This window comes from Tolypothrix tenuis PCC 7101, assembly GCF_963874875.1.
GTDB classification, from domain to species: domain Bacteria; phylum Cyanobacteriota; class Cyanobacteriia; order Cyanobacteriales; family Nostocaceae; genus Aulosira; species Aulosira tenue.
In genome coordinates, this window is sequence record NZ_CAWNJS010000001.1 from 1,285,245 (window position 1) to 1,302,434 (window position 17,190).

The 17,190-nt window shown below is 41.2% G+C and carries 13 protein-coding genes; 7 read left to right on the forward strand and 6 right to left on the reverse strand.

What is annotated here, in order from left to right; all coding sequences use genetic code 11:
* Window positions 1–306: 306 nt before the first annotated feature.
* Together AACU25_RS05185 and AACU25_RS05190 are read left to right on the forward strand one after the other, a co-directional pair.
* Window positions 307–681, forward strand: coding sequence for a response regulator transcription factor (locus AACU25_RS05185; protein WP_096574204.1), 375 nt, complete (start codon window positions 307–309; stop codon window positions 679–681).
* Complete coding sequence (locus AACU25_RS05190; RefSeq protein WP_096574205.1) at window positions 681–2,102, forward strand: ATP-binding protein; 1,422 nt, start codon at window positions 681–683, stop codon at window positions 2,100–2,102. The genes AACU25_RS05185 and AACU25_RS05190 overlap by 1 nt, the downstream gene beginning before the upstream one ends.
* A gap of 771 nt (window positions 2,103–2,873) precedes the next feature.
* Here the strand turns inward: AACU25_RS05190 and AACU25_RS05195 are convergent.
* Window positions 2,874–4,463, reverse strand: coding sequence for a B12-binding domain-containing radical SAM protein (locus AACU25_RS05195; protein WP_096574208.1), 1,590 nt, complete (start codon window positions 4,461–4,463; stop codon window positions 2,874–2,876).
* Window positions 4,464–5,115: 652 nt separating this feature from the next.
* Here AACU25_RS05195 and AACU25_RS05200 point away from each other — a divergent pair.
* The gene (locus AACU25_RS05200) at window positions 5,116–5,562 is read left to right on the forward strand and encodes a pentapeptide repeat-containing protein (protein WP_096574209.1); all 447 of its coding nucleotides are present in this window, start codon (window positions 5,116–5,118) and stop codon (window positions 5,560–5,562) included.
* 313 nt (window positions 5,563–5,875) lie between these two features.
* Here the strand turns inward: AACU25_RS05200 and AACU25_RS05205 are convergent, their stop codons facing one another.
* The gene (locus AACU25_RS05205; protein ID WP_096574210.1) at window positions 5,876–7,216 is read right to left on the reverse strand and encodes a TldD/PmbA family protein; all 1,341 of its coding nucleotides are present in this window, start codon (window positions 7,214–7,216) and stop codon (window positions 5,876–5,878) included.
* A 328-nt stretch (window positions 7,217–7,544) separates the two neighbouring features.
* Window positions 7,545–9,017 carry a TldD/PmbA family protein gene (locus AACU25_RS05210; RefSeq protein ID WP_096574211.1) on the reverse strand — a complete coding sequence of 491 codons (1,473 nt, stop codon included), beginning with the start codon at window positions 9,015–9,017 and terminating at the stop codon, window positions 7,545–7,547.
* Between the two features lie 259 nt (window positions 9,018–9,276).
* Here AACU25_RS05210 and AACU25_RS05215 point away from each other — a divergent pair, with 259 nt between their 5' ends.
* The 3 genes from AACU25_RS05215 (at window position 9,277) to AACU25_RS05225 (ending at window position 12,411) form a co-directional block, all read left to right on the forward strand.
* Complete coding sequence (locus AACU25_RS05215) at window positions 9,277–10,062, forward strand: class II glutamine amidotransferase (protein ID WP_096574212.1); 786 nt, start codon at window positions 9,277–9,279, stop codon at window positions 10,060–10,062.
* Window positions 10,063–10,240: 178 nt separating this feature from the next.
* Window positions 10,241–11,179, forward strand: a complete 939-nt coding sequence (gene pip / locus AACU25_RS05220) for a prolyl aminopeptidase (protein WP_096574213.1) — start codon at window positions 10,241–10,243, stop codon at window positions 11,177–11,179.
* Window positions 11,180–11,241: 62 nt separating this feature from the next.
* Complete coding sequence (locus tag AACU25_RS05225; RefSeq protein WP_096583515.1) at window positions 11,242–12,411, forward strand: DNA cytosine methyltransferase; 1,170 nt, start codon at window positions 11,242–11,244, stop codon at window positions 12,409–12,411.
* Here the strand turns inward: AACU25_RS05225 and AACU25_RS05230 are convergent.
* On the reverse strand, window positions 12,398–13,126 hold the full coding sequence (locus AACU25_RS05230; protein ID WP_096574214.1) for a restriction endonuclease: 729 nt from the start codon (window positions 13,124–13,126) through the stop codon (window positions 12,398–12,400). The genes AACU25_RS05225 and AACU25_RS05230 overlap by 14 nt on opposite strands.
* Complete coding sequence (locus AACU25_RS05235) at window positions 13,123–13,371, reverse strand: helix-turn-helix domain-containing protein (RefSeq protein ID WP_096574215.1); 249 nt, start codon at window positions 13,369–13,371, stop codon at window positions 13,123–13,125. Before AACU25_RS05235 ends, AACU25_RS05230 begins: the two co-directional genes overlap by 4 nt.
* Before the next feature lie 116 nt (window positions 13,372–13,487).
* Between AACU25_RS05235 and AACU25_RS05240 the strand changes: the two genes are divergently transcribed.
* Window positions 13,488–14,237, forward strand: a complete 750-nt coding sequence (locus AACU25_RS05240) for a DUF429 domain-containing protein (protein WP_096574216.1) — start codon at window positions 13,488–13,490, stop codon at window positions 14,235–14,237.
* A gap of 186 nt (window positions 14,238–14,423) precedes the next feature.
* Here the strand turns inward: AACU25_RS05240 and glgP are convergent, their stop codons facing one another.
* Window positions 14,424–16,988: an alpha-glucan family phosphorylase gene (gene glgP / locus AACU25_RS05245; protein ID WP_096574217.1), complete on the reverse strand. Its 2,565-nt coding sequence runs from the start codon at window positions 16,986–16,988 to the stop codon at window positions 14,424–14,426.
* Window positions 16,989–17,190 lie beyond the last annotated feature (202 nt).

Genomic DNA, 17,190 nt, shown 5'->3' on the forward strand with positions numbered 1-17,190 from the left:
GGATGTGTTAGGCGCTGGTTGCCAATATGATTATTCATGAAAAAACTATCCTAGCGCCTAACGCATCATCCATGCGGCGGGCGTTGCGTTACTACCATATCCCGAAGCAGCTACCTCATTTACCTAAAATATGCTGTATTTATTATTTATTATTAATAGTCACAATATTTTTTGAAATCAAAACTATTGATGATATATGTTTTAATCAGTATCTAAAAAATAAATTTATTACTTAAGATAGATGTGAAATATTCAGATTAACCAACAGCATTATATTAACAAGTTATCTCAAGCTTAAAAGTTAAAATGCCACACGTCTTACTCGTGGATGATGAAGCAGCACTGCGTGACAGTCTCACATATACATTACAAAAAGAAGGCTACACAGTAAGTACAGCCATTGATGGGCATAATGCAATTAAACAGTTTCACAAGCAAGTACCAGATATCATCTTGCTAGATTTGATGTTGCCAGAAGTTGATGGCATGGAAGTTTGTTGGCGAATTCGAGCCTTTTCTAATGTCCCTATCGTCATGCTAACTGCTAAAGATCAGGATGTAGATAAAGTGTGGGGATTGGAAGCAGGCGCAGACGATTATGTAACTAAGCCATTCAATACTCGTGAACTGTTAGCACGCATTAAAGCAGTGTTGCGTCGTCGTTTAGAGGAGCAGCCTTGATGAAAGGCTTTTTACCTCGAATTAAATTAAATACGATTCATGCGAAGCTGTTAGGCACATATTTAATGTTGACAGCTTTTGGAACATCGCTGTTAGCAGGTTATATTCTGTGGTCGTTCGCTAATTATTTTATGCGAATGCGACAAGTAGATTTGGATAACTGGACGAGTGCATTAAGTGAAAGTGTTGCAGATGGACTCGCAGAACAAGATATTCCCCGAGTACAGTTGCTAGTAAAAAGGTATGGCGCACCGCAAAATGTGACCCTGCGAGTTTTTACTCCAAAAGGTATCCTGATAGCAACTTCTGACCCCAAGCTAGACAGCCGAGTTAAAGACTGGTATGCAGTTCCAGGAATGCGCGCTGCTCTACAAAATCGCATACAACAAGGAATTGGTAAAGGAGTTTTATCAAAGCAAGACCGACTCTACATTGCTAGACCGATTCAACGCAACGGTCAATTTTTGGGTGTGTTGCGAATGTCGATTACTCTCGAGCAGTTTCAGCGACAGTTTGCTAGGGTGTTTTGGAGTGTTTTGGGCACGTTAGCTCTCACAATTCTACTCTGTGCATTAATTAGCAGTCGATTTGCGCGTAGTCTTGCAAAACCGATTGAGATTATGCAGAACTTTGCCATTCGCTTGGGTAGCGGTCATTTTGGCGATAAGCTAACGATCCATGAAAACAATGAGTTGGATCAATTAGCAACAGAACTCAACCGCATGAGTGAACGATTAGCTTCCCTAGATCAAGAACGCCGGGTGTTTTTAGCCAATGTTTCTCACGAACTGCGGACTCCCATCAGTAACGTTCAGGTAACAGTGGATGCACTCAAAGGCGGAGCCTATGAAGAACCAGAAATACGCGATCGCTTTTTTCAAACTATCGACAGCGAAATCAAACGTTTAGCAAGATTAATTCATGACCTCCTAGATTTAGGACGTTTAGAAGCGGGAGTCACGCAACTAGAACAGCAAAGCATCTCACTGCAAGGATTGATTAACCGTGCTGTGAATGCAATCGAACCGCGAATGCAAACTGTCAAAATTTCTGTCCAAGTGAATGTAGATTCCCTCACGATCCAAGGCGATCCAGAAAGGCTATTACAGGCAATTCTCAATTTATTAGATAATGCAATCAAACATTCACCAGCCAACTCGCAAGTTTTGATTTCTGGTTATAGCAGAGGAAAACAAGCAATTATTCAAATTCAAGACCAAGGTAAAGGTATCAAGGAAGGCGATTTACCCCGGATTTTTGAGCAATTTTATACCACAGACCCCTCACGTAAAAGTAGCGGTAATGGTTTAGGGTTAGCCATCACTAAGCGGATTATTGAAGCTCATCAAGGTAGTATTACAGCTACTAGCCTTCCCAATCAAGGCGCAACTTTCATAATTTCTTTACCACTCAAAGCCTAAGCTGGTATGCGTTTAGATCAAAAAATAGCTGTTGGGAAAAAGGTTAAAGGTGAAGGGTTAAAGGTTGTTTTTTCCCTTTTCCCATTCAATACAGTTCATACCAATTCAAAAAATTTTTGCGATAGATAAATGCTTTGTATGGGCACGGCACCTGTAAGATAATTGAATATACCAAAAGATTGTGGATGCCGTGCCCCTACCCATCTGTCGCGTGCTTTTTTAAAAATGGCATCAGTTAAAAAATAAATTGACAACAAAAACAATAATTTTGGAGGGGGTTTGGGGGACGCAACCGTCACCCAATCGGGGGTTTGGGGGAGAATCCCCCAATTGAGCTAGTACAACACGGCGTAAATAGCGCAAAGTTGGCGGTGTCGGTTTCCGTCCCGCCAAACTTTGTAAGAGAAACAGACCATTCCAATCATACAAATTCAAAAAATTTTTGCGATAGATAAATGCTTTGTATGGGCACGGCACCTGTAAGATAATTGAATATACCAAAAGATTGTGGATGCCGTGCCCCTACCCATCTGTCGCGTGCTTTTTTAAAAATGGCATCAGTTAAAAAATAAATTGAAAACAAAAACAATAATTTTGGAGGGGTTTGGGGGACGCAACCGTCACCCAATCGGGGGTTTGGGGGAGAATCCCCCAATTGAGTTAGCTGTTTTCATAACTGACAAATTAATCACTAATAATCTTATCTGAAATGTATTGTTTTCCCATTTCCCCTTAACCTAATTGACACTTGCGTAAGTCCTAGATATCAAATCAAGAAAGCTTCACAAGCACTGGTTTTGGCTGAGATAGAACCGGCGCTTCCAAAGGATCGTAGCCTAATTGTTGAGTAATCCTTTTTCTAGCTAAAATCCGATACTTCCAGAAATGTTCGCCAGCAGCGCATAAACCCAAATACATATTGAGCACTTGCGGCTTTTTCATCAGAATTATCCACAGTTGTCTCCAGAACTGTCCGCGAATTTCTGCTCTTTGAAAGCCTTGCAGCCAGATTAATTGTATAACCAGGCGCAATCCTTGACCTGGAGAAAACTGCATAGTTTGTTTTCCCTCTGTTCTTGAGTCAATATTGAGACATTGCTGCAAACAACGTCTGAGATAGTTTTGCGGTTCATACAAAGTCCAGAAGGTTTCTACATACTCTCTGGCAATTTCAGCTAAGGGGCGAGTCGGTTTAAAATTCATCAAGGAATTCTGATCTCCTACTTCCGTTGCACCCACACCCGTGACTAAACGCTGTTCTTGTTGCAGACGGTTCCATAAAGCAGTATTGGGTAAAGCTTGGAGAATACCCAACATGGGTTGAGGAATACTAGTTTGTTCCACAAAAGCTTGTATTCGTTTTCCTGCACCTGTGCGTTCGCCATCAAAACCGATGATAAACCCTGCATAGATCAACATTCCCGCTTGATTAATTTTGCGACAGGCTTCAATCAGGGGATTGCGAGTATTTTGTAATTTGTTTGTCACTTGCAAGCTATCTTGATCCGGGGTTTCAATCCCCAGGAAGACTGCATAGAAACCCGCTTCTCGCATTAAATGTAGCAGTTCGTCATCTTCTGCCAAATTCACAGAAGCTTCTGTGATAAAGGTGAAAGGGTAATTATGTTGCTTTACCCAAGGAATCAATTCTCTTAAGAAACGTTTGACGTTCCGCTGATTACCAATAAAGTTGTCATCAACAATAAATAGAGAACCCCGCCATCCTAAATCATACAGAGTTTGCAATTCTGCGATCGCCTGGCTTGGTTCTTTGGTGCGTGGTTTTCGCCCATACAGGGTAATGATGTCACAAAATTCGCAGCTAAAGGGGCAACCCCGAGAAAACTGCATCGCCATCATCAAATAAGCATCGCGCTTTAACAAATCAAAACGGGGCATAGGACTCAGGGTAACATCCGGTTTTTCAGCAGCGCGAAAGATTCCGCGGTTTTTACCTTGACTTAATGCTTCTAGAAATAGGGGAACCGTAATCTCTCCCTCATCCAAAATTAGATAATGCGCGCCAGAATCCAGCGCATCCTGGGGTAAAGAAGTGGGATAGGGGCCACCTACTGCGACTTGTTTCCCCAATTGCACAGCTTTTTTAATCAAAGCGTGGAAATCTGGCTTCTGCACCAACATCGCGGAGATGATTACCAAATCGCACCATTGCCAATCCTCTGCGGTTTCCAACGTGACATTGCGATCGCAAAATCTAATTTCCCAATCTTGAGGTAAAAGTGCAGCAACGGTAATAATTCCCAATGGGGGAATCGCCGCCTTTAACCCTGCAATTTCCATAAAGCGATCGTAAGACCAAAAAGACTGAGGAAACTGGGGATAAAGCAATAGTGCTTTCATAAACATCCTTAGAGCATCTGTAGTGGACTTTGAACTAAATCAAGATGCAGGGATTAGTTAAAGCCTTGGCACTAGTCCCTGCGATAGATTTCTCAACGAAAGACTTCGCGATCGCAGTGGCTACAACGCTGGTACATTATCTGTACCTCACAAAGCAATTTGCTGTATGTAATTGATTAGAAAGTACTTCGTATTAAATAGATATTTTGAGATAGTTTCAAACTCTATTTAGAGGTTATGTTTGCTCGTAAATCTATCTGATTATTCATTTGATTACCTCTATCTGTAGGCAGGTTTAATGTGTATTTCTGCACTTCCCTGCGTCAGTTTATATTTTTAAACTATCTCACCTAAAAGGTATATTTTATTGTTCCACTGAGAAAAATACAGAGAAAATTATTTTTCATTTAATCCTCAAACGCTTAAAAATAAAAGCTTTGGCTCACCTTGATATAACCTTGGTATGAGTAAGTAAACAATATTGAAGTTATTAATTACCTCGGTAGCATGAGGACATAATTCTGTAATTTGAGAAAATGAAATTGTAAGAGTGAAATATATTACCAATTAACAAACACAGTTTCTTTAGTAAAACACATCCGTAAATCTTTTACTGATGGTTGAGCTTTTAAAACTGCAGGGAGGAAGAATTATGAGACAGACATTGTTGACAGCAATAGCTTTATTTAGCACGCTATCTTTAGCTGCTCCAATTTCTGCTCAAGCAGGCGAAACCCCAGCTCAAGTAAAACGTTTATTACAAACCGGAGCCTGTTCTGGATGTGATTTAACAGGTGTTAATCTCAGCGGCGCTCACTTAATTGGCGCAGATTTGAGAAACGCAAATTTAAAAGGTGCTAATTTAAAAGGCGCAAATTTAGAAGGTGCTGATTTAGCAGGTGCAAATTTAGAAGCAGCGAATTTAACAAGAGCCTTCGCCAGTGGTACCAGCTTCAATAACGCTAACCTAACTAACGCTGATTTAAGCGATGCTCATCTACATAATGCTCAAGTAGATGGCGCTGTGATGATTGGAACTAATTTAACTGGTGCTGATGGATTTGATATCAATCTCGGTATCGGTGGCGGAGAAGAATAGCCACACAATTTTAGATTTTGGATTCTGAATTGCTGTCTAGTTGAGACTTGTGTGACTCCATCTGTCGCAATGATTTTTTAAATTGGTGTTAGACAATTTGGGATTTTGTTATATACCCCTTTTCTATGGAACGCTCCGCAAATAGGAAAGCAAGCTAATACCATTTTGAAAAATAATGCGACAGATGGGTAGGGGCACGGCATCCATAATCTTTTGGTATACTCAATTATCTTACTGGTGCCGTGCCCTACAAAGAATTTATCTTGTGCAAAGCAAAAGTCAGGAGTAGATAAATACTCCTAACTTTTAAACGCTAATCTCCAGTAATTGATAGTTCATTAACCCAGATGCGAGGACAAACGCCGCCTGGTGTTAACTCAGCTTCTTTTTCTACACAAACAATCGACTTCAGAACTTCTAAGAAATCACCCGCAACCGTTGCTGATTCAATACTCGTCTTCACACCTTTATTGATTAACCAACCATCAAAAGGTAAAGAAAACGAGCCTTGTAAAGCTTTTACCCCTGCATGGAGAGCTTGCAAATCATCAATTAAAACTACATTTTCAGCAGTTTCTAAGCTTAATTCTTGCTCAGGCTCGGCGGCTCTAAATACATGAAAAAAGTTAGGACTAACGCTAACCTTTGCACCAATACTCGCATTTCCTGTAGGTTGGGCATTCATTCTTTTCGCAGTTCCAGCACTGTGCAGAAAGCTGGTTAATACGCCTTTTTCAATTAGAGAAATGCGGCGAGTCGGTGTTCCTTCACCATCAAAACTTTCTGCACCAATGTTAGCAGGATGTAGTGCATCATCTGCCACTGAAAGCATAGGCGAAGCGATTTGCTTACCTAAATCATCAGGAGTAGATAAGCTTTGATTGTCCAAAATATTTTGAGCGTTGTACAAGTTAGAAAACGCGCCCAATAAACTTAAAAAAGCTTCAGGTGAGAAAACAACCAGATATTTACCAGTCTTAATTTTTTCATAGTTTAAGTGGCTGATAGTTTTCTCGGCTGTTTCTTGAATGCAACCATTAATATCGAGATTTTCAACACCACGGTTGATTCTAAAAGCGCCAGCACTGCGTGGTTTTTTCCCTTCTTCTTCAGTTTTGCTGTAAAGATAAACCGATGCTATGGAATGGGATTCAATTCTGGCTGCACCTTCACTATTGAGATAAAAACGGTCAATATCTCTCTGCGCCAAGCCATTATAAGGTACGCCTTTAATTGCTGGGTGCGCTGAAAGTAATTCTTTTTCAGCTACTACTAATTTTTCTATCAGTTCAGAAACAGGTGCTTGTGTGGCTTTATCGTGGGGTGTATTGTCGATAGGAACTGTAGCCTCTGGGCTAAAATCAGGCACATTTTCCTTGACACCAAAGAAACTAGCTTCGTAAGCAGTTTTCAAAGCTAATTCTAATCCTTTGGGGTCTACATCTGTAGTACTGGTAACACCCATTGTATTGTCTTCATTCCAAACACGAACTGTAACACCAGAACGGTTAGAAGCTTTAACTTGTTTTGGCTCACCTTGGTCTACTTGCACGCTAGTTTCGTCTACAGTAGAGCCATAAATGTCGAATTTTTTAATGCCAAGCTTTTCTGCATTTTCCTTGGCGTAATTTGCAATTTCGTTGATAGTTGCCATAGTCAATAGTCAAGTCAATTTGAATTTTTGATTTTTAACCGCAGATGGACGCAGATAAGCTAATCGACATTTATTTTGCATAATCATGGCGGGCAAGATGCCCACCCCACAAGAGTTGGATGAAATTTAATATGCAAATTAGATGTGTTTTAGCTTAGATATTGATTGATGTCCCGCTACAAGACTCACTTTATAAAACGCTTTATTATTTCGTACCCAATTATTTTTAGATACTCTGCGTAACTTTGCGTTTCCTTTGTGTTACTCTGCGCTTAAGAACTCTCAAAGAATCTATAAACGTTAATCTTGTAGCGAGCAGAAATAGCTATTAACGTCCACCTACAGTAATAGAATCAACCTTAATATGAGGTTGTCCTACTGTGGTGTAAATGCTACCGCTAACGGAACCACAGAAACCAGGTGCTAGTTCTAAATCTTGAGAACACATGGAAATTTTATTCATAATTTCCGTTGCTTCACCAATTAGAATTGCGCCTTTTAATGGTTTGGTGATTTTGCCATTTTCAATCAAATAAGCTTCATCAACACCAAAGTTAAATTGACCAGTAGCACCTACGCTACCACCACCCATTTTCTTGCAGTAAATGCCTTTATCAATGGAACTAAATAAATCATCAATACTATATTCACCAGTAGCGATGTAAGTATTTCTCATCCGACTGGCGGCAGCAAAGGTATAATTTTGACGGCGACCGCTTCCGGTTCTGGGGTGTCCAGTCCGCCAAGAACCTGTTCTGTCTGCTAAGAAATTCTTCAGAACGCCTTTTTCTATTAATAATGTTCTTTGAGCGGGCATACCTTCGTCATCCATGTCTATTGTGCCGAAGGCATTGTCAGCTCGCCCTTCATCCCAAGCTGTGAGGCTTTCGTGGGCAATTTTCTCACCTTTTTTGTCAGCAAAGGGAGAAGTATTACGTTCTATTTGAGTAGTTTCTAATAAGTGTCCGCAAGCTTCGTGGAAGATTACCCCGCCAAAGTGATTAGCCATAATAATGGGGTATGTGCCAGATTCTACATAATCTGCATACAGCATTTTCCCAGCAGATTCGGATATTTGCTCGGCTGCTTGTTGGTAATCCCAAGTTCTCAGGAAGTTAGCATCACTGGTATTACCAGCACGTTCGCCAATGGAGGCGCGGTTAGCTCCATCTGCACACAATAGGTTAAATCCTACAGATTGAGTGAGGCGGATATCACGGGCAAAAGTACCGTCACTGGCTGCAACTAATACTTCTTGCCAATCGCGGAAGTAAGTAGCGCGGCGGGATTGTACGTGGCTAGCTTTGCGCTGCAATTGGGCTGTACCATCAAGTAGAATTTCTCCCATTTCTCGGATAGAACTACACAGGGGTAACCAGCCATCTTTTCCTCTTTTTGTGGCGTAGTCTCGGAGTAATTCTAGATTGATTTCTGGGATAAAAGCGTTAGGTGCAGGTAATTGTAATCCCAGGATAGAAAGACCTTTTTCTAAGGCTGCTTTCAAACCGGAAAATGTCAGATTATTGGTGCTGACGTAGCAATCAGCTTTACCGCGAAAGACTCTAACTCCCGCACCTGTGGCGAGGCTAGGTGAAATACTGGTGATTGCGTCATCTTCTGCAAGGCAACTAATATAGTTGCGACGCTCTAGAAAAAATTCCACAAAATCTGCACCAGCAGCCCTTCCTAATCCTAAAAGGGTAGCTAGAGGAGCTTCCCAAGTGTCATCGAATCGTTCCGATGTGGAGGAATACTGTAAATTGGGCAGTTGGTTCGAGAGAAGTAGCGTACTTGTAAGCATTTATAGCCTCTTCTGCTGGCGTATTCAGAGATTTGACCGAAAGTTCCTGGTGTGTTCAGTCTAACAAATCAGTGAAAGACGCAGTCGGCAGTTAAGGTGTAGGGGTTTCCTCACCCCAAACACTCTACGATTTTGGATTTTGAATTACTGATGCTTAGGGGTTCTGTCAAGATAAATTCCCAGATTGAAGCGATCGCACCAGAAATTTTGCAGCGATCTGAAGTATTGTAATTCCATAGTGCAGCCCTGGATTTTTACAATGTGTCAACTGCTGGGAATGAATTGCAATACCCCAACAGATATCTGTTTTTCTTTTGAAGGTTTTTCTCTTCGGGGAGGAAGAACTGACGATCATTGCGATGGTTGGGGTATTGCTTTTTTTGAGGGTAAAGGATGTCGGATTTTTTTAGATGCTAAAGCCTCTGTTCATTCGCCAGTGGCAGATTTAGTCAGACGTTATCCGATTCATTCTACTCATGTAATTGCTCATATTCGCAAAGCTACACAAGGTGACATTGCTTTGCAAAATTGTCACCCTTTCCAAAGAGAACTTTGGGGTAGATATTGGGTATTTGCTCATAACGGCAATTTACCAGATTTTAATCCGGCGAATATGGGTTTTTATAAAGCTGTGGGTGATACCGATAGCGAAAAAGCATTCTGTATCATTTTAGAAACTTTGCGGCAAAGGTTTCCTGAAGGAAAGCCACCGTTAAAGGAACTGTATTCTACCCTCAGTAAAGTTACTGCGGAGATTGCAGCGCAGGGCGTGTTTAATTACTTACTGTCGGATGGGGAACACCTTTTTGCTTACTGTTCCACTAAACTGAGCTATATAGTGCGCCAAGCCCCATTTGCTGCGGCTCATTTAATCGATCAGGATATGACAGTGGATTTTCGCGAGTTGACTTCACCAAGCGATCGCGTCGCTATTATTGCCACTACCCCCCTGACTGACAATGAAGTTTGGACAATTTTGGAACCCGGACAACTCCTAGTTTTTCAGGATGGTTTACCAATCATGTCAGTAGATCGGTGCAATTAAGGCTGTTATTGGTCATTTGTCATTTGTCATTTGTCATTGGTAAGGGTTTTAAGTCTATTTACGTTTTTGAGATTTGTTTCTACCGACTTACTTATTAATATGATACTGTCAGAATTCATCACCTCACTATGAGGATTTCAATCAATCAATTAATAATCAAAATATAAATTTTATATTTATGTACCAACTTTACCCACCTATTGAACCATATAAACAAGGTTATTTACAAGTTTCAGAATTACATAAAATTCATTTTGAAGAGTCAGGAAATCCCCAAGGAAAGCCCATAGTTTTACTACATGGCGGGCCGGGTGGTGGCTGTCCACCTTTCTATCGGCAATATTTCAATCCTGAAAAATGGCGATTGATCATGTTTGATCAACGCGGTTGCGGTAAAAGTACACCTCATGCCGAACTGCGGGAAAATACGACTTGGGATTTAGTCAGTGATATTGAAAAACTGCGGGAATATTTAGGAATAGAAAAGTGGGCTGTCTTTGGTGGAAGTTGGGGAAGTACGCTGTCATTAGCATATAGTCAAACCCATCCTGAAAGGTGTAGCGGCTTAATTTTACGCGGTATATTTATGCTGCGACAAAAAGAATTACGCTGGTTTTATCAAGAAGGTGCTAGCTATATTTTTCCTGATGCATGGGAAGAATATCTCAAACCAATTCCCATTGATGAGAGAGATGATTTATTAACAGCTTATTATCAACGTTTAACTAGCCCAGATTCAAATATCAGATTAGAAGCAGCCCGTGCTTGGTCAATTTGGGAAGCTAGCACTAGTAGATTATTTCCCGATACAGCCTTGATGCGAAATTTTGGTCAAAATGATTTTGCTGAAGCCTTTGCGCGCATTGAATGCCATTATTTCATCAATAAAGGATTTTTAAATTCAGAAAATCAGTTACTGTTAAATGTTGATAAAATTCGGCATATTCCGGCTGTAATTGTTCAAGGTCGTTATGATGTAGTCTGTCCAATAGTATCAGCATGGGAATTACATCAAGCTTGGCCAGAAGCAGAATTTATTGTGGTTCAAGATGCGGGACATTCTATGAGCGAACCAGGAATACGTAGTGCGTTGATTGTAGCAACAAATAATTTGTGATATTGTTGGAATGGTCTGTAATAATACCCATAACTTCAGTCAAAATCAATATTAATCACCAAATGCAAGGGACACAACTTTCTTTTTTTCCTAATGAGGAGGAACACAATCCTACCAAGAAGCAAAAAAAACCTAAGTTAGGACGTTATGAACGTATCAAAAGAGAACTAGAAAAAAATGATTCTGACCCATATAAAGTATTTATTGATGTTGATAAGTTACCAATATCATCGTCTAAGTATACCTTTGTAGATCTATTTTGTGGTGCTGGAGGAATTACACAAGGACTAGTACAAGCTGGATTCCAACCATTAGCAAGTGTAGAAGTTAGTCCTATTGCTTCTGCAACTCATCAAAGAAATTTTCCCCAATCTCATCACTTTTGTGGAGATATTGAACAGTTTTATGCCCAAAATTGGCTTGAACAAATTGGGTCTCCAGAAGTGCATCTTGTTGTTGGGGGTCCGCCATGTCAGGGTTTTTCAGTAGCAGGAAAACGCGACCCTAAAGACCCTCGTAATAGGTTATTTTATGAATTTGTAAGGGTTGTATCAGAAATACGCCCTTGGTATGTAGTGATGGAAAATGTACCAGGGATTTTGACAATCCAAAAGGGAAATGTTAAGCAAGCAATTATTGAAGCTTTTGAGTCAATTGGATATCCTAATATTTCTGTAGCAATTCTAGAATCTGCTGCTTATGGAGTTCCACAAATTCGACCAAGAGCTATATTTATAGCTAACAGATTTGGAATGCAAAATCCCTACCCCAAGCCGCAATTATCACCCGAAGAATACAAACCTATTGAGTCAGCTATTGCAGATTTACCAGCATATACTCCCATCCCAGAAATTAATCATGAGTGGACTAAGCATTCACCAGAGTATATGGAGCGTATTGCTCAAGTCCCACCTGGTGGTTCTTTATATGAAAAATTTGTTGATGCTTTTAAACGTCAATATCCAGGGAAACCAAGTATGACTGTGAAAGAAAATCATGGTGGTACTCATATTCACCCTTATTTAAACCGTGTAATTTCAGCTCGGGAAATGGCAAGATTACAAACATTTCCTGACACATTTATTTTTGAGGGTACTATGAAAAAAGCTATGTGGCAAATTGGCAATGCTGTACCACCACGTTTAGCAGAGTGTATTGGCTATGCACTGATATCAAATCTAAACAATATCACACAAAAGACAAACACAAGAGTTAATATTAACAATCTTTAGCAGACCGAGCCAATTTTAGATTAAGGGCATTACGCCAAGCTTCAAAATCATACCAGCCGCATCCGATACAGCCATCTTCAGCCTCAGCACCTCGCTTATGTATAGAAGGCCAATCTTCACCTGCTTGATACCAAAACCGAATACCAAAAGGCGTACCGCGTTTACCAGTATTGATACAGCGCTCACAACTTCTAGATTTTAGAAGATTGTGATTACCAGATGTGTCTTTTTTAAGTAATTGAAACTTTTTCTGAATTTCTATATCACTCATAGAAATTAAGTGTGGAGGCTCATTATCTCCCCAACGTTCCATAGGAAATCTATGATCAATGACTAATTCATGAGCAGCTCGTTTTCGCTGTTCTATTACGTCTGTATATGAATAAACTTGGAGTATTCTTTGAACTAACGATTTTGGTATGTTAGCAGCAGAATTGGCTGATTTTATCTCTCCTGTCCAGCGATCCCACTTTACTTTTCTGCCACAAACTTCACAATACTTACTCTCAGTTTCGATAACAAGACCAGCACGCTGTTTGTTTCCACGTTGTAATCCTTGAATTCCACCACCACCAGCATACTGATCTGATGCAACGGCTTTGCCTTCATGCTTACGACAATGCCATTTGTGATCCGACAGCAGATCAAAGACTTTGAGTTGTATTGGAGCCGTTTTAAGTTGCGCTCGAATTTCTGCTATTAAGTTGTTACTCACTTTCTTTTATCGGCTTCTATTTCCAGATTTTCCAGAAGAATGGAAACACTAATGCCTAAGCCGCTTGCAAGGCTTACAAGAGCAGTAAGAGAAGGATTTCTAACTCCGCGTTCCACACCAGATATGTATGTGCGGTCTAAGTTAGCACGTAGTCCTAATTCCTCTTGTGAAATTCCTTGTTCTGTTCTGTATTGCCTCACAAGATAACCCAAAGCACAAAGAATCCTCTGTTTCGATTCATCCATGTGCCGATCTTGAATCTCTATGGACTATCAGTCTACGGACGATGTGTCACATTTGAAGGTATTGTCTAGCAATTTAGAAATAATGAGAGAATACACAAATATTTAAATTTATAGAAATGAAATTTCTCGGTATTGATTTAGGTTGGAAATCGCAACCCAGCGGATTGTGTTGTTTAGAATTAATTGATGGTAAATTACAAATTCTGGATTTAAACCGGAAAGAAGCGATCGCAGATATTCTCGCTTGGATTGATACTTTTGTTCTAGCAGAGGAACCAGCACTAATCGCCGTAGACGCACCTACTCTCATTCCCAACGCAGAGGGTAGTCGTCTACCAGATAAACTAACTCACAAGTATTTTGGTAAATATCATGCGGGATGCTACCCAGCCAATTTGGGTTTAGCTTTTGCAGAGCGTACTGTTAACTTTGGCTTAGAATTAGAATCTCGCGGTTTTGCACACGCACCCAGCATTGAAGCGCAAAAGCCTGGTAGATATCAAATCGAAGTTTTTCCCCACCCGGCGATTGTTCATTTATTCAATTTAGAACGAATTCTGAAATACAAAAAAGGACGCTTGGGCGATCGCCGTTTAGAACTGCTCAAACTCTATAATTATATTGGGGAAATCTTGCCCACTTTAGAACCGCCGCTACATTCTCAAATTCTGAGTAGTTCGTTTTTACCAGAAATTCCCCACACAGGTGCCGCGCTGAAAGCTGTTGAAGATAAATTAGATAGCCTCATCTGCGCTTATGTGGCTGCACATTGGTGGTATTGGGGTGAACAACGTAACTTAGTGCTAGGCGATCGCACTACTGGTTACATTGTCATCCCCAAATCAGTTCTGAGTGCTGAGTGCTGAGTAATGAGTAATGAGTAATGAGTAATGAGTAATGAGTAATGAGTGGTTAACTTGTCTACTGACTTGTTACTCAGGAATTGGTACTCGTGTCTTGAAGATACTCATTAGTGATGTACTTGGTAACTTGCAAGGACAATCATAAGCGATCTTTTAACTCGGCACTCAGCACTTTTAACTCAGCACTGTTTACTCAGCCCAAGCAATTAACCTGGGTTCGTAAGAGTTCGACAAATGCGGGTGTTTTGGTAACACGCGCAAAGACAAGCCTTGCAAACCAGAGACAGTGTAAATGATATTAGCCGTGTACACACTTAAACCCTGTTTATCTTCGCCTTGGTAATCCATGACCACAGGTATAGCGCTGACTATATCACCATTGGCATCAATTGCCCCTTGGTAAAGTTCTACTTGGACATCTTTGTTTGTTAAAGTTGCCAAATCTACTTTGGCTTTGACTGCAACGGTTTGGTTAACTTCAATATCTGCTGATGCTGATACGTCAATATCTTTGATTTTGATATTAAACCAGTGTTCGCTCAGATTAGCTTTCCATGCAGCTAATTCTTTAGCTGGCGAGTAATTATTTGCAGTCAGGGTATGGAAGCGATCGCTAGCTGGGAAGTAAGCGCGTTGAGCATATTCTCGCACCATGCGGGCGGTGTTGAAAAATGGACAATTCAGACGAATTGCATCTTTCATTTTGGCAACCCAAGCACGGGGTAAGCCATCAGCATCGCGGTGATCGTAGAATAAGGGCACAACTTCTTTCTCTAACAAATCGTAGAGCGCGTTGGCTTCGACTTCATCCTGGTAATTGGGATCTTCGTAATTTTCACCATGTCCAATCGCCCAACCGGTGCGAACGTAATCAGCTTCATCCCACCAGCCATCAAGGACGCTTAAATTGGGTAAGCCGTTCATAGCTGCTTTCATACCGCTAGTACCGGAAGCTTCCCGGGGACGACGGGGTGTATTTAACCAAATATCGCAACCAGCCACCATTAACCGGGAAATGTGGATGTCGTAATTGGGAACAAATACAACTTGTTTTTCTAAATGTTGTTCGCGGATGAAATGGTTGATATCACGGATGAGTTCTTTACCGGGAATATCTTTCGGGTGCGCTTTCCCAGCAATTACAAATTGGACTTTGCGATTTTTATCAGCTAGTAAAATCCGGCGGATTCTTTCTAAATCGCGCATCCACAGAGTAGCACGCTTATAAGTAGCAAAGCGGCGGGCAAAACCAACTGTTAAAACATTAGGATCTAAAACTTCCTGTGCTTGAGCAATTTCGGAACCTGACGCACCGCGATCGCGTAAATGCTTGACTAAATGATCTCGCACATACAAAACCATATCCAAGCGACAGCGTTCGTGATTGCGCCACAATTCCTCATCAGGAATCGCGTCCATCCTCTCCCACACTTGATTATCTGGTGGTGCTGATGACCAGTTAGGCCCTAAATAGCGATCGTACAACTCCTGTGTAGATTTTGCTACACAACTGCGCGCATGAACACCGTTAGTAATGGCTGCGATCGGGACTTCTTCAACTGGAACTTTCTTCCATAACCCTTGAAACATCTGGCGCGATACCACACCATGCAGTTGCGCTACACCATTAGAAAATGTCGCCATTTTCAGCGCCAACACCGCCATACTAAAGGGTGCAGATAAATCACCTGTATTTTCTCGTCCCAAACCTAAAAATTGTTCTTCAGGTAAGTTGAAGATATCTGCATAGTATCTCAGGTAATCCAAGATTTTCTGGGGCGGGAACAAGTCAATCCCGGCGGGAACTGGAGTATGGGTAGTGAAAATATTACTGGAAGCTACTACTTGTTTCGCATCATCATAATGCAACCCGTCTTCCTGGATCAGCATCCGAATCCGTTCTAGGGCGGAGAAGGCGGCGTGTCCTTCGTTCATGTGGTAAGCAGTAACTTTATACCCCAAAGCTTTTAACATCTGCACGCCACCGATACCCAGCATAATTTCCTGGTGGATACGCATATCGATATCACCACCATACAGCTGGTCGGTAATGTCGTGGTCGTAGGGGTTGTTGGGTTCAATATTGGTGTCCAATAAATACAATGGCACCGTACCCACCTGTACCCGCCAAACTCTGGCGTAAACTTTACGTCCTGGGTATTCTACGGCAATCCGCAATTCTGAACCATCAGAATTACGTTCCAGGTGTAAAGGCATATTGTAGAAATCATTGATGGGATAGCGTTCCTGCTGCCAACCATCGGCGTTAAGATACTGAGCAAAGTATCCTTGTTGGTAGAGTAACCCTACGCCTACTAAGGGTAGCCCTAAGTCACTGGCAGATTTCAGGTGATCTCCCGCGAGAACCCCCAAACCTCCCGAATACACAGGTAGACAATCTACTAAGCCAAATTCAGCCGAAAAATAGGCGTAGCATTCTTTGGGTGAATTAGTGCGCTGTTTTTGATACCAAGACCGTTCTTGTAAATAATCTTCTAGCTGACGCGCAGCTCTATCCATTTGAGCCAAGAAGCCTTCATCTTCTACAACTTCCAAAAGTCGCCCTTGGCTGATTGTACCTAGCATTAAGACTGGGTTATGGTGGCTAGTTTCCCACAAATCGGGGTCTAAGCGGCGAAATAAATCTTTGCTCTCAACGTTCCAGTCCCAATGCAAGTTATATGCCAGCCGCCGCAGCGGTTCGAGTCGCGGCGGAAGGGAAGGAGAAACGTTAAATGTACGAATTGGCTGCATAGGTTGGCAAAACTCCAAGTTTAGCTATGGTTATTGTTTACTGTCTTTAGCCAATGTTGCCAATTCTTTATACTACATTTGTGAAAATGCTATGACTTTGTTAAGCATTGAGAATCGTTCTTGATAATAGTTCCTAACGTTTACACTATATAGTATTTTTCAGCTTACGTGGTCTTGTTTTGCTGCTCCTGACGCTCGTAAA